The organism is Viridibacillus sp. NPDC093762, assembly GCF_050279675.1.
Taxonomy (GTDB): domain Bacteria; phylum Bacillota; class Bacilli; order Bacillales_A; family Planococcaceae; genus Viridibacillus.
In genome coordinates, this window is record NZ_JBNNUK010000001.1 from 228,301 (window position 1) to 250,630 (window position 22,330).

Annotated in this window: 20 protein-coding genes and 1 riboswitch; of the genes, 17 read left to right on the plus strand and 3 right to left on the minus strand. The window is 36.6% G+C overall.

Features of this window, described 5'->3' with window-relative positions; genetic code table 11:
* Positions 1–14 precede the first annotated feature (14 nt).
* The 3 genes from secA to ACQKM9_RS01045 all read left to right on the plus strand — a co-directional run bounded on the left by secA (position 15) and on the right by ACQKM9_RS01045 (position 4,300).
* Positions 15–2,525 carry a preprotein translocase subunit SecA gene (secA, locus tag ACQKM9_RS01035; RefSeq protein ID WP_427731867.1) on the plus strand — a complete coding sequence of 837 codons (2,511 nt, stop codon included), beginning with the start codon at positions 15–17 and terminating at the stop codon, positions 2,523–2,525.
* A 151-nt stretch (positions 2,526–2,676) separates the two neighbouring features.
* Positions 2,677–3,778 (plus strand): peptide chain release factor 2 gene (gene prfB / locus ACQKM9_RS01040; protein WP_427731869.1). Its coding sequence is split into 2 segments (ribosomal slippage): positions 2,677–2,751 and positions 2,753–3,778, totalling 1,101 coding nucleotides; the frame shifts between segments, so codons are not numbered across the junction.
* 144 nt (positions 3,779–3,922) lie between these two features.
* Positions 3,923–4,300 (plus strand): hypothetical protein, encoded by a 378-nt coding sequence (locus ACQKM9_RS01045; RefSeq protein WP_427731871.1) that lies wholly within the window; start codon positions 3,923–3,925, stop codon positions 4,298–4,300.
* On the opposite strand, the gene ACQKM9_RS01050 is transcribed toward ACQKM9_RS01045, so the two are convergent.
* Entirely contained in the window at positions 4,278–4,769 is a 492-nt protein-coding gene (locus ACQKM9_RS01050; protein WP_427731873.1) for a competence protein ComK, read from the minus strand. The genes ACQKM9_RS01045 and ACQKM9_RS01050 overlap by 23 nt on opposite strands.
* 185 nt (positions 4,770–4,954) lie before the next feature.
* On the opposite strand from ACQKM9_RS01050, the gene ACQKM9_RS01055 reads away from it, so the two are divergent.
* The 12 genes from ACQKM9_RS01055 to ACQKM9_RS01110 all read left to right on the plus strand — a co-directional run bounded on the left by ACQKM9_RS01055 (position 4,955) and on the right by ACQKM9_RS01110 (position 19,390).
* A complete protein-coding gene (locus ACQKM9_RS01055) occupies positions 4,955–5,203 on the plus strand; it encodes an IDEAL domain-containing protein (RefSeq protein ID WP_427731875.1) in 249 nt (82 codons plus the stop codon).
* A 348-nt stretch (positions 5,204–5,551) separates the two neighbouring features.
* Positions 5,552–7,534, plus strand: coding sequence for an excinuclease ABC subunit UvrB (gene uvrB / locus ACQKM9_RS01060; protein ID WP_427731877.1), 1,983 nt, complete (start codon positions 5,552–5,554; stop codon positions 7,532–7,534).
* A 5-nt stretch (positions 7,535–7,539) separates the two neighbouring features.
* On the plus strand, positions 7,540–10,407 hold the full coding sequence (uvrA, locus tag ACQKM9_RS01065; RefSeq protein WP_427731879.1) for an excinuclease ABC subunit UvrA: 2,868 nt from the start codon (positions 7,540–7,542) through the stop codon (positions 10,405–10,407).
* Positions 10,408–10,485: 78 nt separating this feature from the next.
* Complete coding sequence (locus ACQKM9_RS01070) at positions 10,486–11,697, plus strand: DUF4097 family beta strand repeat-containing protein (RefSeq protein WP_427731881.1); 1,212 nt, start codon at positions 10,486–10,488, stop codon at positions 11,695–11,697.
* Positions 11,698–11,910: 213 nt separating this feature from the next.
* On the plus strand, positions 11,911–12,597 hold the full coding sequence (gene ftsE / locus ACQKM9_RS01075; RefSeq protein WP_427731883.1) for a cell division ATP-binding protein FtsE: 687 nt from the start codon (positions 11,911–11,913) through the stop codon (positions 12,595–12,597).
* Complete coding sequence (ftsX, locus tag ACQKM9_RS01080) at positions 12,587–13,471, plus strand: permease-like cell division protein FtsX (RefSeq protein WP_427731885.1); 885 nt, start codon at positions 12,587–12,589, stop codon at positions 13,469–13,471. The genes ftsE and ftsX overlap by 11 nt, the downstream gene beginning before the upstream one ends.
* Positions 13,472–13,511: 40 nt before the next feature.
* A complete protein-coding gene (locus ACQKM9_RS01085; RefSeq protein WP_427731887.1) occupies positions 13,512–14,804 on the plus strand; it encodes a murein hydrolase activator EnvC family protein in 1,293 nt (430 codons plus the stop codon).
* A 210-nt stretch (positions 14,805–15,014) separates the two neighbouring features.
* Positions 15,015–15,665, plus strand: coding sequence for a hypothetical protein (locus tag ACQKM9_RS01090; protein ID WP_427731889.1), 651 nt, complete (start codon positions 15,015–15,017; stop codon positions 15,663–15,665).
* Entirely contained in the window at positions 15,662–16,237 is a 576-nt protein-coding gene (locus tag ACQKM9_RS01095; RefSeq protein ID WP_427731891.1) for a peroxiredoxin family protein, read from the plus strand. The genes ACQKM9_RS01090 and ACQKM9_RS01095 overlap by 4 nt, the downstream gene beginning before the upstream one ends.
* Positions 16,238–16,317: 80 nt before the next feature.
* Entirely contained in the window at positions 16,318–17,748 is a 1,431-nt protein-coding gene (locus ACQKM9_RS01100; protein ID WP_427731893.1) for a S41 family peptidase, read from the plus strand.
* Between the two features lie 222 nt (positions 17,749–17,970).
* Positions 17,971–19,140: a PDZ domain-containing protein gene (locus ACQKM9_RS01105; RefSeq protein WP_427731895.1), complete on the plus strand. Its 1,170-nt coding sequence runs from the start codon at positions 17,971–17,973 to the stop codon at positions 19,138–19,140.
* A gap of 19 nt (positions 19,141–19,159) precedes the next feature.
* Positions 19,160–19,390, plus strand: coding sequence for a CsbA family protein (locus ACQKM9_RS01110; protein WP_427731897.1), 231 nt, complete (start codon positions 19,160–19,162; stop codon positions 19,388–19,390).
* 339 nt (positions 19,391–19,729) lie between these two features.
* A riboswitch (SAM riboswitch) is annotated at positions 19,730–19,837 on the minus strand.
* Positions 19,838–19,921: 84 nt separating this feature from the next.
* Here the strand turns inward: ACQKM9_RS01110 and ACQKM9_RS01115 are convergent.
* Positions 19,922–20,230, minus strand: coding sequence for an AzlD domain-containing protein (locus ACQKM9_RS01115; protein ID WP_427731898.1), 309 nt, complete (start codon positions 20,228–20,230; stop codon positions 19,922–19,924).
* On the minus strand, positions 20,230–20,937 hold the full coding sequence (locus ACQKM9_RS01120; RefSeq protein ID WP_427731900.1) for an AzlC family ABC transporter permease: 708 nt from the start codon (positions 20,935–20,937) through the stop codon (positions 20,230–20,232). Before ACQKM9_RS01120 ends, ACQKM9_RS01115 begins: the two co-directional genes overlap by 1 nt.
* Before the next feature lie 71 nt (positions 20,938–21,008).
* Here ACQKM9_RS01120 and ACQKM9_RS01125 point away from each other — a divergent pair, with 71 nt between their 5' ends.
* Both ACQKM9_RS01125 and ACQKM9_RS01130 read left to right on the plus strand, forming a co-directional pair.
* Positions 21,009–21,563: a helix-turn-helix domain-containing protein gene (locus tag ACQKM9_RS01125; protein ID WP_427731902.1), complete on the plus strand. Its 555-nt coding sequence runs from the start codon at positions 21,009–21,011 to the stop codon at positions 21,561–21,563.
* A 70-nt stretch (positions 21,564–21,633) separates the two neighbouring features.
* Positions 21,634–22,254: a TVP38/TMEM64 family protein gene (locus ACQKM9_RS01130; protein ID WP_427731903.1), complete on the plus strand. Its 621-nt coding sequence runs from the start codon at positions 21,634–21,636 to the stop codon at positions 22,252–22,254.
* Positions 22,255–22,330 lie beyond the last annotated feature (76 nt).

Genomic DNA, 22,330 nt, shown 5'->3' on the forward strand with positions numbered 1-22,330 from the left:
GGATGTGAAGATAAATGCTTGGCATATTAAATAAAGTTTTCGATTTTAATAAACGTGAAATTAAACACTTATCAAAAGTTGCAGATGCTGTTGAAGCGTTTGCTGGACAAATAGAGAAATTATCTGATGAAGAATTGAAAGCAAAAACAGAAGAATTTAAAGAACGCTATGCAAATGGTGAAGATTTAGATTCGCTTCGTCCTGAGGCATTTGCTGTTGTTCGTGAAGGAGCTCGCCGTGTTTTAGGTATGTTCCCATTCCGCGTACAGCTTATGGGGGGCGCTACCCTTCATGAAGGTAATATCGCCGAAATGAAAACAGGTGAAGGTAAAACGTTAACATCTACTTTACCTGTGTATTTAAATGCGATCACTGGTAAAGGTGTTCATGTAATTACGGTCAATGAATACCTTGCAAGTCGTGATGCTGCCGAAATGGGTAGACTATATGAATTCCTTGGTTTAACTGTAGGTTTGAACTTAAATAGTTTATCTAAAGATGAAAAACGTGAAGCATATAATTGTGATATTACTTACAGTACAAACAATGAGTTAGGATTCGATTACCTACGTGACAACATGGTTCTTTATAAAGAAGAGCGCGTGCAACGTCCACTTTACTATGCTGTAATTGATGAAATTGACTCGATCTTAATTGATGAAGCGCGTACGCCTTTGATCATTTCTGGACAAGCTGGAAAATCAGCACAACTGTATAAACAATCAAATGCTTTTGTACGTACTTTAAAAATAGACGATGATTATACGTATGAAGAACAAACAAAAGGTGTTACGTTAACCGAGAAAGGTATTGAAAAAGCTGAAAGTGCATTCAATATCGACAACCTTTTTGATTTAACACATGTAGGTTTAAACCATGCGATTAACCAATCGTTAAAAGCACACGCTTCAATGCATCTTGATGTAGACTATGTCGTTCAAGAAGGGGAAATTGTGATCGTTGACTCTTTCACTGGTCGTTTAATGGATGGTCGCCGTTATAGCGATGGTCTTCACCAAGCGATTGAGGCGAAGGAAGGTCTTGAGATTCAAAATGAATCCATGACAATGGCAACAATTACGTTCCAAAACTACTTCCGTATGTATGAAAAGCTATCTGGTATGACAGGTACAGCGAAAACAGAGGAAGAGGAGTTCCGCAACATTTACAATATGCAAGTTGTGACAATTCCAACAAATAAACCGATTGCTCGTGATGACCGTCCTGATTTAATTTACGCTTCTATGAAAGGCAAGTTTGAAGCTGTTGCAGATGATATTGCTGAACGCCATAAAAATCAACAACCAGTTCTAGTAGGTACAGTGGCTATTGAAACATCTGAATTGATATCGAATTTGCTAACAAAACGTGGCATTCCACATGAAGTATTAAATGCGAAAAACCATGAACGTGAAGCTGAAATTATTGCAGAAGCAGGTTCAAAAGGATCAGTTACAATTGCCACAAACATGGCTGGTCGTGGTACAGATATTAAATTAGCGGATGGCGTATTAGATATCGGCGGTTTAGCTGTAATTGGTACTGAACGTCATGAATCTCGTCGTATCGATAATCAGTTACGTGGACGTGCTGGTCGTCAAGGTGACCCTGGTGTGACTCAGTTCTATCTTTCTCTTGAAGATGAATTAATGCGTCGTTTCGGTTCTGATAATATGAAGAACATGATGGCTAAACTAGGTATGGATGATTCTCAACCAATTCAATCTGGTATGGTATCTCGTGCTGTAGAATCAGCGCAAAAACGTGTTGAAGGTAACAACTTCGACTCACGTAAGCGTTTATTACAATATGATGATGTTATGCGCCAACAACGTGAAATTATCTACAAAGAACGTTATGAAGTACTTGAAACAGATAATATGCGTGATTTAGTTGAAACGATGATTGATGAAGTGTTAGTGAGCACAGTAAATGCTTATACTGCATCAGATTTGGAAACTGATTGGAACTTAAAAGCAATCGAAGACTTCGTTGCAGCGAATTTATTACCTGAAGGGGTTATTACTGTTGAAGATTTACAAGGTAAATCAGTTGATGATATCCTAGATGAAATTCGCAAAGAAATTAAAGCTCACTATGATGAAAAAGAAGCAGAACTTTCACCAGAGCGTATGCGTGAGTTTGAGAAAGTAATTTTACTTCGTGCTATTGACTCTAAATGGATCGATCACATCGATGCTATGGATCAATTACGTCAAGGAATCCATTTACGTGCATACGGTCAAACTGATCCACTTCGCGAATACCAACAAGAAGGTTTTGAAATGTTCGATGCTATGGTTGAAGCAATCCGCGTAGATGTTGCAAAATATGCGATGAAAGCTGAAATCCGCAGCAATCTAGAACGTGAAGAAGTGGCGAAAGGCCAAGCTGTTAACCCAAAAGAAGACGGCGAAAAAGTGAAGAAAAAACCAGTCCGCAGCAAAGATGCAAATATTGGCCGTAATGATTTATGTCCATGTGGTAGCGGTAAAAAATATAAAAACTGCCACGGTGCAGTTTAATAAAGCCTAATTGTATGATTAAATGAATAGGTGGTAACTAACAAAACATGGGGGGATTTTATCCTCTCATGTTTTATGCCGTCCTAAGGGGTAATCATTTAGGCAAAGATTATTGTGAAATAATCAAACCAAATTTGGAGGAATACAAAAAATGTTTGAATTAGCAGACGTGCGTAATGAGTTAGACAATTCAGCTAAGAAATTAGCGGACTTCAGGGGGTCTCTTTGACTTAGAAAACAAAGAGGCACGAATACAAGAATTTGACGAATTAATGCTTGAACCAGAATTCTGGAACAATCAACAACAAGCACAAAATGTTATTAACGAGTCAAAAGGCTTAAAAGAAGTTGTGAATGAATATAAAGAATTAGAAGATACACAAGAAAACTTAGAAATGACATTAGAATTATTACGTGAAGAACCTGATGAAGAATTACAAGAAGATTTAGCCGTGGAGTTAAAAGAATTCGTAGCACGTTTAAAAGAATTTGAACTACAGTTATTATTAAGTGAACCGTATGATAAGAACAACGCAATCTTGGAACTTCACCCGGGCGCTGGTGGTACCGAGTCACAAGATTGGGGTTCGATGTTATTACGTATGTATACACGTTGGGCTGAAAAACGTGGCTTTAAAGTTGAAACAATGGATTATTTACCCGGCGATGAGGCCGGCATTAAGTCGGTTACATTGGCTATCAAAGGGCATAATGCATATGGCTATTTAAAAGCTGAGAAAGGTGTTCACCGTCTTGTACGTATTTCGCCTTTCGATTCATCAGGTCGCCGTCATACTTCATTCGTATCATGTGATGTGATGCCAGAATTCAATGATGAAATTGAAATTGATATTCGCACAGAAGACTTGAAAGTTGACACGTATCGTGCAACTGGTGCTGGTGGTCAGCATATTAACACGACTGACTCCGCTGTTCGTATCACACATACACCAACAGGTACGGTTGTTCAATGTCAGGCTGAACGTTCACAGATTAAAAACCGTGAAAAAGCAATGGGTATGTTAAAAGCGAAGTTGTATCAATTGAAAATTGATGAACAACAAGCACAATTGGACGAAATTCGTGGAGAACAAAAAGAAATTGGCTGGGGTAGTCAAATTCGTTCATATGTATTCCACCCATATTCAATGGTAAAAGACCACCGCACAAGTGCTGAAACAGGAAATGTGCAAAATGTTATGGATGGTGACATTGATCAATTTATCAATGCTTACTTACGATCTAAACTTTAATTTAACTATGAAAAGCCATTCGACGGAGTAATTCGTTGAATGGCTTTTTTGCATGTAAAAAGGGTATGCTTCCTACTTGCAATTTCTTGTAAACGTAGTAAAATACAAAGTAAGAACAAATGTTCCTATTTTGGAGGTGGAAGCATGTCGCGTATCCCAAATGAAGCTCTTGTAGTGCTTGAAACAGTTATTTACTTACCAATGGTACTATCCATTTTTGAAAGAGACTGTAAAGCATTTGAACAAGGAACATTCAAATTGAAGCGGCCATATATCGATTTAGTGCATGAAGCGATGAAACAGGTGCAAAGTGAATTACATGCAGCTCATCAAAATTTGCAAAAAAACCGACTTAAAATTATGCGAGGAAATCGTGATGAGTTATTTTCTGAATATATCTTCATTTACAATAATAATGAAGAACATCGTCGGTATTCTAATATTCGATTACGTAACCGAGTAGAAGAATTGTTATCAATGTATTTAACACGAGTTCAATTTAAAAAAGAGAAGGACGTTTAATCTCAAAACGTTGTTGTAAAAAGTATGCCATTGCTAGTTGAGTTCTCATTGTGATGACTGATACGTCTACTTCAACATCTTGTCCGTTTTTAAAAGACACAAGACTTTTTGATGGACCAGCATCTTCAAAAAACTCAATTGCATGCATAGCAAACCAAACATTATAATGCGAACTAGGTGATAAAGTGGGCATGAAAATACAAGGTGTACCATAATCATATGCAACAACAATCGGTAGTTTATGGCGTGCGCCAAGATATTCTTTTGACTTGTTAGTAGCAAGCTTAAAAGAAGTACCATAGTCAGAGCAAGATTTATGTATTACTCGAGATGGCCTTGCATCTACAAGAAATTCCCTCTCCTTTTCAATTACTCTTGTGTAAATGTGATTACCCTCAAAAACTGGCATAAGGGCAAATGTACTAAAAGACAATGTAAAATTCGATAATTTTGTCAGTTTTTCACCCAATACTTGTTCCTCCCTTCAGAAATAATTAAAATTAGTATAATTTAACTATTATTTTAACTATAATTGGTATAAAGTGCAACTGTAAAATGGAATATATAATTATAATATCCTATATATTTCCTTCGGTATAAATTAAGATTGATTATTTTTCTGAAATTTCTTATAATAGAAAAAAGGCATTCGAGGTGAGATCGTTGGATAAATATTATTCCTATACCGATTTTCTAAAAGTTTTTGGACGAACTGACAACACGAATAATGCTGAAAAATTATTAGATACGATCTATTTAGATTTATTTTTAAACCATGTGCATCGTGCACAAACGGAAGAGTATCTATTAGCTTGCATTGACTCAGCCCTAGATGAAAGAAATGAAGTCGCCTTTTATAAATACGCAAAAGAATTAGAGAAATTGCAGACGACCGCCGGATAAGTATTATTAGACAATTAATGATAATAGAAATACTCGTATAAGTTTCGAACTTATACATAGAGAATTTTTCAGCAAAAAAAAATCGTTCCAATATTGGAACGGTTTTTTTATTGATTAAATCATTGGGTAAAAAAAGTGTAACAGCATAGTGCAAAGATATAATCTCGTTTTTAAATTGAAATTAACGATAGTAAAAGAAGTGATAAAATCCTAAAAACAAATGCCTGGGGAGTACAATAATTGGCAAAACAACGAAACTAGTTTGAAAAACATATGTTCGCTTATTGCTCGATATTTCCAATTTGCTATGGTAAAATATATGTAATTAGTAACAAGGAGGACGTGGCTATGGTTCAGGCATTTGATTTACATTCACCATACAAGCCAAATGGCGATCAGCCAGCAGCAATAGCAGAGCTTGTCGAAGGTGTTCGTCAAGGTAAACAACATCAAACCTTACTAGGTGCAACTGGTACAGGTAAAACATTTACAATTTCCAATGTTATAAAAGAAGTAAAAAAGCCGACCCTAGTAATTGCGCATAATAAGACACTTGCGGGTCAATTATATAGTGAATTTAAAGAATTCTTTCCAAATAATGCAGTAGAATATTTCGTCAGCTACTATGACTACTATCAGCCAGAAGCTTATGTACCACAAACCGATACATATATCGAGAAGGACTCTAGTATTAATGATGAAATTGATAAGTTGCGACATTCAGCAACATCTTCATTATTTGAAAGAGAAGATGTCATCGTCATCGCATCTGTTTCTTGTATTTATGGTCTCGGTTCACCGGAAGAATACCGAGAAATGGTGTTATCCATCCGAACAGAGATGGAAATCGAAAGGAATCAATTGTTACGTAAACTTGTAGATATTCAGTATGAACGTAATGATATTAATTTTACCCGCGGAACATTTCGAGTACGCGGTGATGTTGTCGAGATTTTCCCAGTATCTCGGGATGAGAGATGCTTACGTGTAGAATTTTTCGGTGATGAAGTAGAGCGTATTCGTGAAGTGGATGCGTTAACAGGAGAAATTCTCGGCGAACGAGAGCATGTCGCTATCTTCCCAGCATCCCACTTCGTTACACGAGAAGAAAAAATGGTCAAAGCCATTGAGAATATTAAAGATGAATTGAAGGAACAACTTGAGAAACTTCGTGAGGAAGATAAATTACTAGAGGCACAACGCTTAGAACAAAGAACAAATTATGATTTAGAAATGATGAGCGAAGTGGGCTTCTGTTCAGGCGTAGAAAACTATTCTCGCCATTTAACTCTTAGACCAGCAGGTGCAACACCTTACACATTATTAGATTACTTCCCAGAGGATTTTTTGCTAGTGGTAGATGAAAGCCATGTTACATTACCGCAGATCCGGGGAATGTATAACGGTGACCAAGCGCGCAAAGGTGTTTTAGTTGATCATGGATTCCGCTTACCATCAGCACTTGATAATAGACCGTTAAAATTTGAAGAATTTGAGAAACATGTTCATAACGCGATTTTTGTTTCTGCTACGCCAGGACCTTATGAATTAGAACATACACCTGACATGGTAGAGCAAATTATTCGTCCAACTGGTCTACTTGATCCTGAGATTGAAGTACGACCAATTGAAGGTCAGATCGATGATTTAATCCATGAAATTAATTTACGGACGGAAAAAAATGAGCGTGTATTAATTACAACATTAACGAAAAAAATGTCAGAAGATTTAACGGATTATTTAAAAGAAATTGGGATAAAAGTACAGTACTTACATTCAGAAGTTAAAACGTTAGAGCGAATCGAAATTATTCGTGAATTACGTATGGGCGTTTACGACGTATTAATCGGTATTAACTTACTACGTGAAGGTATCGATATTCCAGAAGTATCTTTAGTTGCCATATTGGATGCAGATAAGGAAGGCTTCCTACGTTCAGAGCGTTCGCTCATCCAAACAATTGGACGTGCAGCACGTAATTCGAACGGACACGTTATTATGTATGCAGATCGTATGACGGATTCGATGACAAAAGCAATCGACGAAACAAATCGCCGTCGTACAATTCAAGGTGCTTACAATGAGGAGCATGGGATTACGCCAAGAACCATTCAGAAGGAAATTCGCGATGTAATTCGGGCAACACAGGCAGCCGAAGAACAAGAAACATATGTAACGAAAGTATTGAAGGGTAAAAAGCTAACAAAGCAAGAAAGAGAAACACTTTTACTTTCATTAGAAAAAGAAATGAAGGATGCAGCAAAAGCGCTCGACTTCGAACGTGCTGCAGAGCTTCGTGATACTATCCTGGAACTGAAAGCGGAAGGATGAAGGAATTGAAAAACCAAGAAATTATTGTTCAAGGTGCACGTGCAAATAATTTAAAAAATGTAGATGTTAAAATTCCGCGAGATAAGCTAGTTGTTATAACTGGCTTATCGGGTTCTGGAAAATCATCTCTAGCATTCGATACAATCTATGCAGAAGGTCAAAGACGTTATGTGGAATCCTTATCTGCCTATGCTCGCCAATTTCTAGGGCAAATGGACAAACCAGATGTAGATGCTATCGAAGGTCTCTCACCAGCTATTTCTATTGACCAAAAAACAACAAGCCGCAATCCACGCTCAACGGTTGGAACAGTCACAGAAATATATGACTATTTACGCCTATTATATGCGCGTGTGGGCAAACCAATTTGTCCAAATCACGGCATAGAAATTACGTCACAAACTGTGGAACAAATGGTCGATCGTCTTGTGCAATATCCTGAACGTACGAAAATGCAATTGTTGGCTCCAATGGTTTCAGGGCGTAAAGGGACACATGTGAAACTTCTAGAAGACTTGAAAAAGCAAGGGTATGTCCGTGTTCGAGTTGACGGAGAGTTACGTGATTTAGATGATAATATTGAATTAGACAAAAATAAAAAGCATAGTATTGAAGTGGTCATTGACCGCATTGTTTTAAAAGAAGGAGTGGAAGCCCGTTTAAGTGATTCTCTTGAGACGGCACTCAGATTGGCAGAAGGTCGTGTAATGGTTGATGTAATGGAGCATGAGGAGCTACTATTCAGTGAACATCACGCTTGTCCAATCTGTGGCTTTTCAATTGGTGAATTGGAACCGAGAATGTTCTCGTTCAACAGTCCTTTTGGTGCTTGCACAAAATGTGATGGCTTAGGGACAAAATTAGAAGTAGATCCAACACTTGTAATACCTGATTGGAGTCGCACATTAAATGATAATGCACTTGCACCTTGGGAACCAACGAGCTCGCAATATTATCCTCAACTATTAAAAGCAGTTTGTGACCATTACGATATCGATATGGATATGCCAGTTGAAGACATACCGAAAGATAAAATGGATAAAATTTTAAACGGTTCAGGCACGGACAAAATCCACTTCCATTATGAGAATGACTTCGGAAATGTTCGAGACCAAGATATTGTTTTTGAAGGTGTCCTACGTAATATTGAAAGGCGCTTTCGTGAAACGACTTCAGATTATATCCGAGAGCAAATGGAAAAGTACATGGCACAGCAACATTGCCCATCTTGTAAAGGATACCGCTTAAAACCTGAGACACTGGCGGTTAAAATTGATAGCAAACATATTGGAGAAGTGACGGACTATTCTATTAAAGATGCATACTTTTTCTTCTCGACGCTATCGCTTTCAGAGAAGGATATGCAAATTGCCCGATTGATTTTACGCGAAATACTAGAACGTCTAGGCTTCCTCATTAACGTTGGGCTCGATTATTTAACATTAAACCGAGCAGCGGGTACATTATCAGGTGGGGAAGCGCAACGCATTCGCTTAGCAACTCAAATTGGCTCGCGCTTAACCGGTGTTCTGTATATTCTTGATGAGCCATCCATTGGCTTGCATCAACGGGATAATGACCGTTTGATTGATACACTAAAAAACATGCGTGATATCGGCAACACATTGATTGTAGTCGAGCATGATGAGGACACAATGCTTGCAGCCGATTATTTAATTGATGTTGGTCCAGGTGCGGGTGTACATGGTGGAGAAATCGTCGCTGCTGGAACACCTGCTCAAGTTATGAAAGACAAACATTCATTAACTGGGCAATATTTAAGTGGCAAAAAATTCATTCCACTTCCATCAGAACGTCGTAAGCCAGACGGACGGTTCATTACGATTAAAGGCGCTAAAGAAAATAATTTAAAAAATGTTAAAGCGGATATTCCACTTGGTTTATTTATTGCTGTAACTGGAGTTTCAGGATCAGGAAAAAGTACATTAATTAATGAAATTTTATATAAATCGCTAGCGCAAAAATTGAACCGTTCGAAGGTAAAGCCAGGTGAAGTGAAAGAAATTACAGGTATCGAACAGCTTGAGAAGGTAATTGATATCGACCAATCGCCAATCGGTCGTACACCGCGTTCAAACCCCGCGACATATACAGGTGTCTTTGATGACATTCGTGATGTATTTGCAACAACGAATGAAGCAAAGGTACGTGGTTATAAAAAAGGTCGCTTTAGCTTTAATGTCAAAGGCGGGCGTTGTGAAGCTTGTCGTGGTGACGGAATTATTAAAATTGAAATGCATTTCTTACCTGATGTTTATGTACCGTGCGAAGTATGCCATGGTAAGCGTTATAATCGTGAAACATTAGAAGTAAAATATAAAGATAAGAGTATCGCCGATGTTTTGAAAATGACCGTTGAAGATGCAGTGGAATTTTTCACAAACATTCCTAAAATATCACGCAAGTTACAAACGATAGTTGATGTAGGTTTAGGCTATATGGAACTAGGCCAGCCTGCTACAACCTTATCAGGTGGGGAAGCTCAGCGTGTGAAATTAGCGTCTGAGTTGCATAAACGCTCAAATGGTAAGTCAATTTATATATTGGATGAACCGACAACAGGATTGCATGCAGAAGATATCGCTCGATTATTGAAAGTATTACAACGTCTAGTTGAAAGTGGTGATACTGTGTTGGTAATCGAACATAATCTGGATGTTATTAAAACAGCTGATCACCTAATTGATTTAGGTCCAGAAGGTGGCGATAAAGGCGGTATGATTATTGCAACTGGAACACCTGAAGAGGTAATTACAGTGAAAGAATCATACACAGGACATTATTTGAAGCCAATTATAGAACGCGATCGAGCACGTATGGATAAAGTATTGACAACAGCTACAAATAAGTAGTTACAAATTTTCTGGGTATGTGAAACTTTTTCCATGAACTTTCGTAAATAATAGTAATAAGTAGAAGGAGGCCGAAAAATGCAAAGTGAGCGTAAACGCATTTTAACATTGCTTGAAAATGGCACCATTACAGCACAAGAGGCAATATTACTACTAGAAGCTTTGGAAAATAAAACAGCTACTAATACATCAACTGGAGCGAATTATACAAGTTCCAGCCAAACTGAAATGAATCAACAAGTAGGGCAATCACAACCTGAAAGAGAACAAAAACAAACAAATTATGATGACTTCTTTGAGAAAAAAGAAGAACCAAAACAACAGTCATCTAAACAAAAATCTACATCAGAGCAAGAATTCTTTGAAGAAATTAAACAAGATTTCACGCAATTTAGTGCCAAGTTTATGGACTTTATGAATACGGCTGTCTCAAAAGTGAAAGACATTGATTTTGACTTTTCATTTGGTGAAAAAAGTGCATTCGAACAGCGTTTTGATCTAGATAATGCGGAATTTACACATATTAGTGTGGATATTCCGAATGGTCAATTGCAAATTAAACCATCTGTTGATGCAACCGTACATGCAGAATGTCGCGTACGTCCAACAATCGTTCGTTCTAGCGAAGATTTACAGAAGGAATTTCTCAATAAATTTATCTTCACGAATGATCAAGGGAAACTACGCATTATAAGTGATTTGAAAGCAATGCGTGTTGATATCGTCCTATATGTACCGATTAGACGATACGAAGCCATCTCAGCGAACTTATTTAATGGTAGTTTTGTATTAACTGATTTGGATGTCAGTAAACTGAAGGTTAAGACAAAAAATGGTCTGATCGATTGTGAAAGATTCGCATTTAAGAGTGCTGAGCTAGAAACTGCTAACGGTGCTATTAAAGTGAAGGATGTAGCAGGAGAAGACCTTGAAGCTGAGACGTTAAATGGCCAAGTGTATATTGACGGAGCAATTCGCGATATTGAAGCGAAATCTGTCAGTGGCCATGTTGTAGTGACTACTCGTGCAATTGATGCGACAAGAATGAAGGCACAAACCGTTGCAGGTACTGTGGAACTTTATATTCCAAGTACATTGTCACTAGAAGGAGAAGTTTCTTCTAACCTAGGTAAAATGGATGTTCAATTGTCAGATGTTCAATATCGCAATGAGCATGAGCAGTTTTTACAAAAATCGGTGCGCTTCTCTAAAAAGTTACTAGATACTTCAACATTAACGATTGATGGTGAAACTAAAACAGGATCTGTCGTTGTTCGATATAATTTGTAATATAAAATAATTTTAGCGAAGGAGATTTTCTCTCCTTCGCTTTTTTAATACATATTTATGATTATTTCGCTATTACAGCAAATTTTTTTTTGTAATAAGCTAGAATTGGAAATTCAATCTAATTGAAATGAAATTGTAATAGTAGACAGGCTATTCAATGATATAATAGCTATTATAATAGAGTAGGGTTTATAGAAAATAGGTGGTAAAAAAATGATCGAAATGAAGAATGCTTACAAGAAATATCCGAATGGAATAGTAGCAGCAAATGGATTAAGTATTAAGTTTAATCAAGGCGAATTTGCTTATATTGTAGGACCTAGTGGTGCTGGAAAGTCGACATTTATCAAAATGATGTATCGAGAAGAACGAGCTACATCTGGGGATGTTATCGTAAATGGTATGAATTTGACGACATTAAAAAACAAAGAAATACCTTATCTCCGTCGACAAATTGGCGTGGTGTTCCAAGATTTTAAATTGTTACCAATGCTAAATGTCTATGAAAATGTTGCATTTGCTTTGGAAGTTATTGAAGAACAACCGGCTACGATACGTAAACGTGTTATGGAAGTATTAGATTTAGTTGGATTAAAACATAAAGCTCGAATGTTCCCGAATGAATTATCTGGTGGAGAGCAACAACGTGTATCAATTGCACGATCGATTGTGAACGTGCCGAAAGTTGTCATTGCTGATGAGCCTACTGGAAACTTGGATCCTGAGACATCTTGGGATATTATGAATCTTTTTGAAGAAATAAATGCACGTGGAACAACAATTATTATGGCAACGCATAACAAAGAAATTGTTAATACAATAAGACGTCGTGTTATCGCTATTGAGGGCGGATTGATTGTTCGTGATGAAAATGGAGGTAGTTACGGCTATGAAATCTAGAACTATAAGTCGCCATTTCCGTGAAAGTATTAAATCGATTGGTCGTAATAGCTGGATGACAGTCGCTTCTGTCTCAGCAGTAACGGTCACACTATTAATAGTTGGCGTATTTATCATGATAATGATGAACTTAAATAAAGTTGCAACAGATTTAGAAAATGATGTCGAAATTAAAGTACTTATTGATTTAGAAGCGGATCAAAAAGCTGAAGATGCTTTACAGAAACAAATTAAAGAATTATCAAGTGTAGATTCTTTCAAGTATTCAACAAAAGAGGAAGAACTTAAACATCTTGTGAAAGATTTTGGAGAAGACTTAAGCCTATTTAAACAGAGTAATCCGTTACGCAACGTTATCTATGTAAAGGCTAGTGACCCGCAGAAAACGGCAACAGTAGCCGAAGAGATAGACAAGCTCGATAATACATATGAGGTATTATACGGTAAAGGTAAGATTGAAAAGCTATTTAACTTTTTAAATATTAGTCGAAACGTAGGTATTGGTTTAATCGTAGCGTTGCTATTTACAGCAATGTTCCTAATCTCTAATACAATTAAAATCACAATTGTAGCAAGAAGAAAAGAAATAGAAATTATGAAATTAGTAGGTGCAACTAACTGGTTTGTACGTATACCGTTTATTCTAGAAGGTATGTGGTTAGGCCTATTAGGTTCTATCATTCCTATTACGGTTGTAACAATTTCATATGTGAAATTACATAGTGTATTGCAACCGAAATTACAAGGTGAAATGTTCCAGCTGTTAGATGTCACACCATTTATTATCCAAGTAGATTTATTAATTTTAGTAATGGGTGTATTTATTGGTGTTTGGGGAAGTTTCATGTCTGTACGTAAATTCTTAAAAGTATAAGTAATCGATATATATTAATAGAAAAAGAGGGGGTTATTAGTTGAAAAAGCAGTTTAAAAATATTTTATATGTCATTACAGCTACAGTATCTTTATCATTGGTTGTTCAACCAATAGCGAATGCTGAATCTCTTAATGATTTAAAGTCTAAACAGCAAGAATTAGATCAAAAAAAATCGAAACTGAATTCCAACATAAATGAAAAATCAAATAAGATTAAGTACAACAAATCAAAGCAAGAGAAAATCAACAAACAAATCCAAAAGCTTGATAACAAGATTATCAAAACGGATGAGAAAATTAGTGTTGTAAAATCGACAATTGCTCAAACAACGAGTGAAATTGAGGACTTACAAACTTCTATCAAAGATTTAGAGACGAAAATTGCAGAACGTGATGCATTATTGCAAGAACGTGCGCGTGCCATTCAAGAAGGTGGCGGTTCAATTAATTATGTTGACGTTCTATTCGGTGCTAGTAGTTTTGTAGATTTAATTGACCGTTTTTCTGCAGTAAACACTTTGTTAGATGCAGATCGTAAAATTTTGCAAGAACAAGCAGATGATAAAAAAAGCTTAGAAGAGCAACAGAAGAAACTTGAAGAAAAACGTAAAAAACAAATTGACAATCGTGATCGATTAGAAGATCTTAAGAAATCTTTGGACTCACAAAAATCAAGTAAGAATAAGTTGATTGATGATCTAGAGCGTGAGCAATCAAAGCTGAAATCTCAAAAGAAATCACTTCAAAAAGAGTATTCTGAAGCGATTAAAGTAAGTAAAAAAGTTCAGAAAGAAATTCAAAGTGAGCAAGCGCGTTTAGCTGAACGAGCACGTAAAGAAGCTGCAGCGAAAGCAAAAGCGAAATCTAAATCAGCAAATGTTTCAAATGTTGGAGAATCAGATAATATTCCAACTGTTTCTAGTGGTACTTGGACAAGACCTACAACTGGTACTGTTACATCTAATTTTGGCTGGCGTGATATAGGCTCAGGTCCAGAAATTGATTATGGTATCGATATTGCAAATAGTGTAGGTACGCCAATCGTAGCAGCAGCTGATGGAGTAGTCTTCCGTGCAAGCCCTCTATCTACATACGGTAATGTAATTATGATCACTCACTCAATTGAGGGGGAAACTTTTACAACTGTATATGCTCACTTAAGTGGCTATAAAGCAAAAGCTGGACAATCTGTTTCTAAAGGTGAAGTAATCGGTTATATGGGACAAACGGGTCGTGCATTCGGAAGTCACTTACATTTCGAACTTCATACAACAGCTTGGCAAGGGCAAAAAGTTGGGGCAGTTGACCCACGTCGTTATATTTCATTCTAATCAGATTTAATAGAAGTCGTCTGGAAATCGGTAAATTCACCGACTACAGGCGACTTTTCTTCTAGGGAATAAAAATTTTTTTAATAGAGCTTTATATTGTAAAAATCAGTCCAGCCATCAATTAGTAAAATAAAAATCTTGTATTCTACCATGACACCCATTAATATACGGTGTAGGGTATATTAATGAGAGTAGGTGTGAACTTTGCCAGTGACAGAATGGTATACTATACGCGGAGTGACATTTCCGACATCATGGGTTTCGGTTCTGATCGCGTTTACTTTGGCGGGAATTATTCTATGGTGGCGTTATGGTAAAAAAGATGCGAGTGTATATGCGGATCATGCTATATTTTTCATTTTAGTTTGGAAGTTTAGTGTGATTGTCACAGATTTGCCGTTGGTAATAAAACAGCCTTTAATTATACTATTTTTTAACGGTGGGACGGTGGGCTTTTACATAGCGATAGTTGCTACTTGTAGTTCTATATTCCGTCAATTGAAAAAGAATGCATTTGCAGCTTCTCAATTACGTACATTAACAATGGCTATTATTTTAACGCAAAGCGTGTATCAAATTGCAATGGCCATGCAAAATGATGGTCTCACTTGGCAAAGGTGGCTAACGGTTATAGCATTTATCATTTGGTTACTAATAGCGATATTAAATGGTCTCAATCAGGATGTTTGGCGTAAGCAACTCATCATTTTATTTAGCTTATCGCATATAATTATCGCATTATTACAACCTGGTGGTTTTTGGCAAAAATCATTAATGATAACTTTCATATTTAGTTTGTTTGTGTTATTTGTCCATTTCTTAAAAGATAACAGTCGTAAACAGATGGAGGCTTCCTCATGAAGAAAAAAATATTTGCGTTGCTAATAATTGCAGCGATGATTGGAATTGCTGTTACTAATTTTGTGAAAACAAAAGTTGCTGAAGAGCAAAAAGTGGATACGAGAGCAACAATTGTTGAAGACACATTAGGTGTTAAAAGTGGCTTAGCTATTGGTGAGGTGGCACCAGATTTTGAATTAGAAACGTTAGAAGGAAAAAAAGTAAAGCTATCTGATTTTCAAGGGAAAAAAGTTATATTAAATTTTTGGGCATCTTGGTGTCCTCCGTGTAAAGCAGAAATTCCTCATATGCAAAAGTATTACGAAAAATTTGCAAAAGAAGATAATTTTGAAATCGTGGCAGTGAACTTAACAAGTCAAAATGAAACAGTAAAGTATGTGAAAAAATTTGTGAAAACATATGAGATGACTTTCCCGGTGTTATTAGATACTAAGGGAGAACAAATGAGAACATATGAAATTTACACGATTCCAACTACTTATTTCCTTGATACGAAAGGAATCATTCAGAAGAAGGTAATTGGTCCTGTCGATCAGGAGAGTATGCGAGAAAGTGTAAAAGCATTAAATTAATAAAGAAAAATCCACTTTTTGATAGTGTTAATCCTAAGAAATCATTCATAAACTGAATGGATATGAAAGGGGTAGACATGATGCGGAAACGTTGGATTTTTCTTTTTTTTATAGTATTGCTAGGAGCTACAGGAATGTATGCAGTATCAAAAATGCAAGGAGCGGAACCATCAAGTGCAAAAGTGAGTAAACTAGAAAAAATTGATGAAGCTTTTAAACTAATAAGAAAAGAATCGGTGCATGAGACTTCTGAGGAACAGTTAGTCGAAGGGGCAATTAAAGGAATGGCGAGTTCACTGGGTGACCCATATAGCACTTATTACACAAAAGAAGAAGCTAGAATGCATAAGGAATCGCTGTCTGATTCCCGTGTTGGTATTGGCGCTGAAATTACAGCAAGTGATGGCAAATTTATTATTGTTTCACCTGTTAAGGCATCTCCAGCAGAAAAAGCAGGATTGAAACCCTATGATGAAATTGTACAAGTAAATAAGGAACGATTAGAAGGTAAATCCATGGCACAGCTTTTAGCTCTTATTCAAGGAGAAGAGGGTACAACGATAAAAATGACTATATTCAGACCATCAGAAGACCGTCATATTGAGGTTTCAATGACAAGATCCGCAATTTCCATGGAAACGGTTCATAGTGAAATTTTACAAGCTGATGATCAGCTAATCGGATATGTATCTATTTCACTTTTTGGTGAAAAAACTGCAGAAGAATGGCAAAAGCATACGTCTTCTTTAATGAAACAAAAAATCTCAGGTCTTATTATTGATGTGCGTAGTAATCCAGGTGGCTATTTACGAAGTGTTGAGCAAGTTATAGCAAGTGTTGTAAAACCAGGCTCTACATATGCTTTTATGCAAAATGCCAAGGGTGAGCTTGAGCCGTTAGTAACTGATGAAAAGAAAAACAAATTAAATTTTGATGCGCAATTAAAATCGTTGCCTATCGTATTACTTCAAGATGAAGGAAGTGCTTCTGCAAGTGAAGTTTTAAGTGGAGCATTAAAAGAATTAGATCGTGCTACTATAGCAGGTGTAAAAAGTTTTGGAAAAGGCACAGTACAAGAAACTTGGCCATTGTTAAATGGTGGAGAATTAAAGTTATCAACGCATAAATGGCTTACACCAAATAAGAAATGGATTCACGGTAAAGGAATAGAAGCAACTTTACATGTAGAACAGGATGATTTATATCATATGGAATTGCCGCCATTAACAGGCAGCTTTGAAGAAGGAGATTTCAATGAGCAGGTAAGATATGTACAAGAAGTATTATCGAAAATGGACTATAAATTAGAACGAACAGATGGCTATTTTGATCGCCAAACAGCTGAAGCAGTTCTGTTATATAGAAAGACAAAGAAATTAGCACAAGAACCTATTGTTAATGAAGCATTCTTTTCAGCATTACATAAAGAAATGGTAGAATATAAGGGTAGCAATGAAAATGATCATCAATTACAAATGGCTATCGGGTATATGCTGAAAAAATTAAAATGATGAATTAACAAGCAATTTGTTTGTTAAAAGTAACTAAAAAAAGGTGTAGTCTTATAATTTTGAGAAATGGCAACGTCTTTACAAGCTTTTTTCTGATATGCCACCCAAAATAGGCTCTAATATTGAAATTTAATCCAAATACCACTACGTTTTCAAACAGTCGTTTGATACAATTAATAAATAGACAAACTACTAGATACACTACGGAAGGTGATACGGAAAATGTACTTAGATATTATAGTTGAGCTGGTTAAAGGCATTGGCCGTTTCTTTTTAAATCCAATTCTATACATTGCCATTATTTTTGCCATATTAATAGGCTATCGACGCGTAATTACAGAGCGTAAATCATTCAACACAAGGATTCGATGGGGCTGGACAGAAACGCTTTTCTTGTTAAAGGACGGATGGCTATTAGCACTCGGCATATCGATAGTAAGCATTGCAATTGGATTAGTTGTACCATTTGAATACTTAGTGTTATTCAGTTGCGCAAGTATCCTTTGTATTTTAACTTTTTATTATTATACAGCTTCAGCGGTTTATCCTTTCGCTATAGCTTTCGGTGTTATTTGGTATTTATATGCGAATGACAAGTCTTTTGATTTTTTAGGGTGGACATTTCCTGGAGAACCGATGGACTTAGGGTTATATGTAGTGATACCAGCGTTTATCGGTTTACTCTTATTAGCAGAAGGTATACTTGTTTATAAGCACGCATCGAATTTTGCTTCACCTAGATTAGAAAAGTCTGATCGAGGTATGCAGGCCACTACATATTTAGTAAAACGATTGTGGCTATTACCGATTTTCTTTGTTATTCCTGGTGGATTAATTCAAGAATATATCCCATTTTGGCCAAAATTTACGATGTCCAATTCTACGTTTTCAATAATATTAGTACCAGTTGTGATTGGCTTTCAGCAGCGCACACGTAAAACATTGCCTGTTCAATTTTATCCTCGAATGGGGAGAACAATTATCTTACTAGCTCTAATTGTGTTAATAGCAGCAGGTATTGCTTACAAGGTAAATGTTCTTGGCTTTATCGCTGTTTGTATCGCTGTATGTGGGCGTGTGCTAATTTCGATTATATATGCTTGGACTGAGCGAAATGCAGGCTATGCGGTAACGCCACACAATTCTGGTGTGGTCATAGCTGCTGTCTTACCAGGATCTCCTGCACAGGCAATGGGGTTACAGGTGGGGGAATGTATCCGTAAGGTGAATGGTATTGAAGTGCAAAAAGAAGAAGAATTATATGAAGCGTTGCAAATAAATGCCGCACATTGTCGTATCGAAGTATTAAATCATGAAGGCGAAGTTCGCCTGCGACAACATGTTATTCATCGACATGATCATTATAAAATCGGTCTACTCGTCGTAAGATAAAGGAGAAAATATAGTATCTATGGTTACTAAAGTAATTTTAGCGCTGTTCATTCCAGGATTACTCGTCGTATTATTTACACGCATCACATTCAGTCATTATGTAGCTTTAGTGTTATCTGTAGCGCTTATTGCAGCTTCAGTTTATGCTGGTTTTACACATACAACTTTTTTATATGTTATTGATGCGCTATCATTAACAGTTGGCTTCTGGTATGCCACACGTATGGTGAATCACAATAAAGAGCAATAAAAATACAAAAAGAAAGCCCGATATGTCGAATGAGACAATCGGGCTTTTGCTTTGCCAGGAAATGACCTGAATGGAGTGTGAGCTAAGAATGAGTAATATTAATAAATATATTGCTCGAATGAGAGCGGAAAGAATAGTTGTTACAAATGAGTAACAAATGATATGACTGTACTCGAATGAGAGTGAATGATTAGATTTTCTCGCAAATGGGCGATACTCAAATAAGAGTTTCTTAGCAGACAATTGATATCATCAACTTTCTTTATTGAACGAAAAGAGCCTATTGCTCCTTTACCAGAAAGAAAACAATAGGCTCTCAAATATATACGAACCATCTCGTTCTCATCTTTCAAGCAAATAATGCTTGTAGGAATTGGCACAGTGTTCATACATGAATCTGTTGCCGAGACTTCATAGGGCCTGTCCCTCAGTCTCTCTGGATAAGAAAGTGATAATACTATGTAATTGTTGTAAGAATTATATATTACTATATACTTCATTGAAAGAAAAGTCAAATAATTTTGAAAGAAATTAAAAAAACAAATTGTAAATTGATAAAATAGCAATGGCACCAATTACAACGATGATCACATTAGCGGTTGCGAATGCGATTGTAAAAGCAGTTACAGTTCCAACTAAACCGAACAATATATCGCCTTCTTTAATCAACAATATTGCCGGGAAGATCATTGCGCCTAAGATTGCGTAAGGAATATTTTGTAAAATGCCAGAAATAATAGGGGGTAATTCTTTCCCTTCTAAGAATGTTAACGGAATTGCGCGTGGAATATACGTCACAAGTGCCATACCAATAAGCATCCACCAGTACCAAGAACCCATTACACAAAACCTCCTTTACGTTTTGCACGATTTGCATAAACGATTTCAACTGTTATTGAAGAAACCAGAGCAGCAACTAATAATGCCCAGCCAGTTGATAAAATTTGTGTCCAGTAGAAAAAGCAATTAATAACTGCAGCGAGTAAAGCGAGCATAATGACTTTGCGATTGCCTTTCATAGAAGGAACTAACAGGCCGACAAACATGGCATATAGAGCAATCCCCATGGCTACTTGCAAAAAGGCTGGCAAATTTGCACCTATTAAGTGACCGACTGCTGTGAAAACAACCCAACTCCCATATGCAATGAGCATTACACCGACACCAAATGAAGTAGGTAGCTTTTCTTCTTTTCGTGTTGCAAGTACAGAAAATGATTCATCTGTTACCCAGAAAGCATAGATGGATTTTTTCCATTTTGTTTCGGATTGCATCTTTTCATTTAGTGATGCCGTCATTAAAAGGTGACGGATATTGACGACAAAAGTATTAAGGACAATCAGTAAAGGATCTGTCCCTGTTGTCAATAAATTTAAAGCTATATACTGTGAAGCCCCAGCGTAAACGAGTATGCTCATAGCCGTTGCTTCAATCATTGACAGACCGGTTGTTTTTGCGAGCAAACCAAATGTCAGTGCAATTGGAAAGTAGCCGATCGCAATACTAGAACCTGCCTTCATACCAGCTGAAAAGCCGAGTTTTTTCATGTGTAGCTCCTCCATTGAAACGTTTAATAAAGTATACAGCTGTATGATAAAATATACAAGAGGTGAAATTTATGGAAGAAATAAGCCGTAATTTAGGAAAACAATTGAAGAAAATCCGTCATCAACGCTTGCTTAGCTTAGATGATATGGCTAAATTAACTGATGTTAGTAAAGGTCAGTTAGCACAAATGGAAAAAGGAGAATCCAATCCAACTGTGTCGACGATTTGGAAAATTGCTAACGGTTTACGCATTTCTTTTTCAACATTATTAAAACCACCGAAGGAGCAATTTTTTAAAATAAATAGTGCAGAGATGCCATTTGTCACGGAGAACGAAGGAAAATATCGAGTATATTCAATTATTCCTTATGACCCTGAACGGGGTTGGGAACTCTTTAAAGTAGAAATGGATCCTGGATGTAGTCATAAGAGTGATGCACATACTGATGGGGTAGAAGAAACCATAACGGCTATAAAAGGACAAGTAGTTGTCGAAGCTGGTGATATGAGTGAAACCTTAAATGTTGGTGAAACGCTCGTCTTTAAAGGACATCAAATCCATCAATATACGAATACAGCAGATGAAATGACTGTCCTGCACTTTATTTTACAATATAAACAGTAACTTTTAAGTAGCGCTCATTCCTCAATTGGGATACCTACAAGACGCTATTTTTTTAGAGAGGGAGAAACATATGCCTGACTGGTTAACGTTAGAAAATTTTCATGAATTAGCAAAAGAGTATCGATCATTTGGCACGCTTCTAGGTATATTACTACCATTTGTTGAAGCTTTCTTACCATTTCTCCCACTAGCCGCATTTGTCGTCGCAAATGCCAGTGCATATGGGCTATGGATTGGTTTTCTACTTTCTTGGGGCGGAGCGGTGTTAGGATCTTATTGTGTATTTTTGATCGTACGAAAATATGGGCAAAGTCGATTATTGAACTACGTGACAAATCGTGCTACGGTGAAAAAATTAATTCATTGGGTTGAAATGAATGGGTTTACTCCGTTATTTCTATTGCTATGTTTTCCTTTTACCCCATCAGCGCTCGTTAATATTGTTGCAGGCATATCCAATTTAAAGCGCCATCATTATTTGTTTACAGTAATGACTTCAAAACTTGTTATGATTTTCGTTATTAGCTGGATTGGCTCAGATTTAAGTGCGCTGGTAACAAATCCTATCCGTACTGGTATAATCGTTATATTGATAGGGATTATGTGGTGGGGCGGAAAAATGGTTGAAGGACACTTAAATGCAAAAGTAGAAGAAGATATGAAAAGAGCTTCCCGAACGGATAAAAAGTGAAGCAATTTGCCACTGTTCTATTTTTAATATAAAATAAGAACAAATGTTCTTTTGCTAAGGGTCTACATATATTTAG

Bases quoted from the DNA above. Each gene is read 5' to 3' on its own strand.
- secA (WP_427731867.1), top strand. From the start codon at position 15: ATGCTTGGCATATTAAATAAAGTTTTCGATTTTAATAAACGTGAAATT.
- ACQKM9_RS01045 (WP_427731871.1), top strand. From the start codon at position 3,923: ATGTCGCGTATCCCAAATGAAGCTCTTGTAGTGCTTGAAACAGTTATT.
- uvrB (WP_427731877.1), top strand. From the start codon at position 5,552: ATGGTTCAGGCATTTGATTTACATTCACCATACAAGCCAAATGGCGAT.
- ACQKM9_RS01070 (WP_427731881.1), top strand. From the start codon at position 10,486: ATGCAAAGTGAGCGTAAACGCATTTTAACATTGCTTGAAAATGGCACC.
- ftsE (WP_427731883.1), top strand. From the start codon at position 11,911: ATGATCGAAATGAAGAATGCTTACAAGAAATATCCGAATGGAATAGTA.
- ftsX (WP_427731885.1), top strand. From the start codon at position 12,587: ATGAAATCTAGAACTATAAGTCGCCATTTCCGTGAAAGTATTAAATCG.
- ACQKM9_RS01095 (WP_427731891.1), top strand. From the start codon at position 15,662: ATGAAGAAAAAAATATTTGCGTTGCTAATAATTGCAGCGATGATTGGA.
- ACQKM9_RS01100 (WP_427731893.1), top strand. From the start codon at position 16,318: ATGCGGAAACGTTGGATTTTTCTTTTTTTTATAGTATTGCTAGGAGCT.
- ACQKM9_RS01105 (WP_427731895.1), top strand. From the start codon at position 17,971: ATGTACTTAGATATTATAGTTGAGCTGGTTAAAGGCATTGGCCGTTTC.
- ACQKM9_RS01110 (WP_427731897.1), top strand. From the start codon at position 19,160: ATGGTTACTAAAGTAATTTTAGCGCTGTTCATTCCAGGATTACTCGTC.
- ACQKM9_RS01115 (WP_427731898.1), bottom strand. From the start codon at position 20,230: ATGGGTTCTTGGTACTGGTGGATGCTTATTGGTATGGCACTTGTGACG.
- ACQKM9_RS01120 (WP_427731900.1), bottom strand. From the start codon at position 20,937: ATGAAAAAACTCGGCTTTTCAGCTGGTATGAAGGCAGGTTCTAGTATT.
- ACQKM9_RS01125 (WP_427731902.1), top strand. From the start codon at position 21,009: ATGGAAGAAATAAGCCGTAATTTAGGAAAACAATTGAAGAAAATCCGT.
- ACQKM9_RS01130 (WP_427731903.1), top strand. From the start codon at position 21,634: ATGCCTGACTGGTTAACGTTAGAAAATTTTCATGAATTAGCAAAAGAG.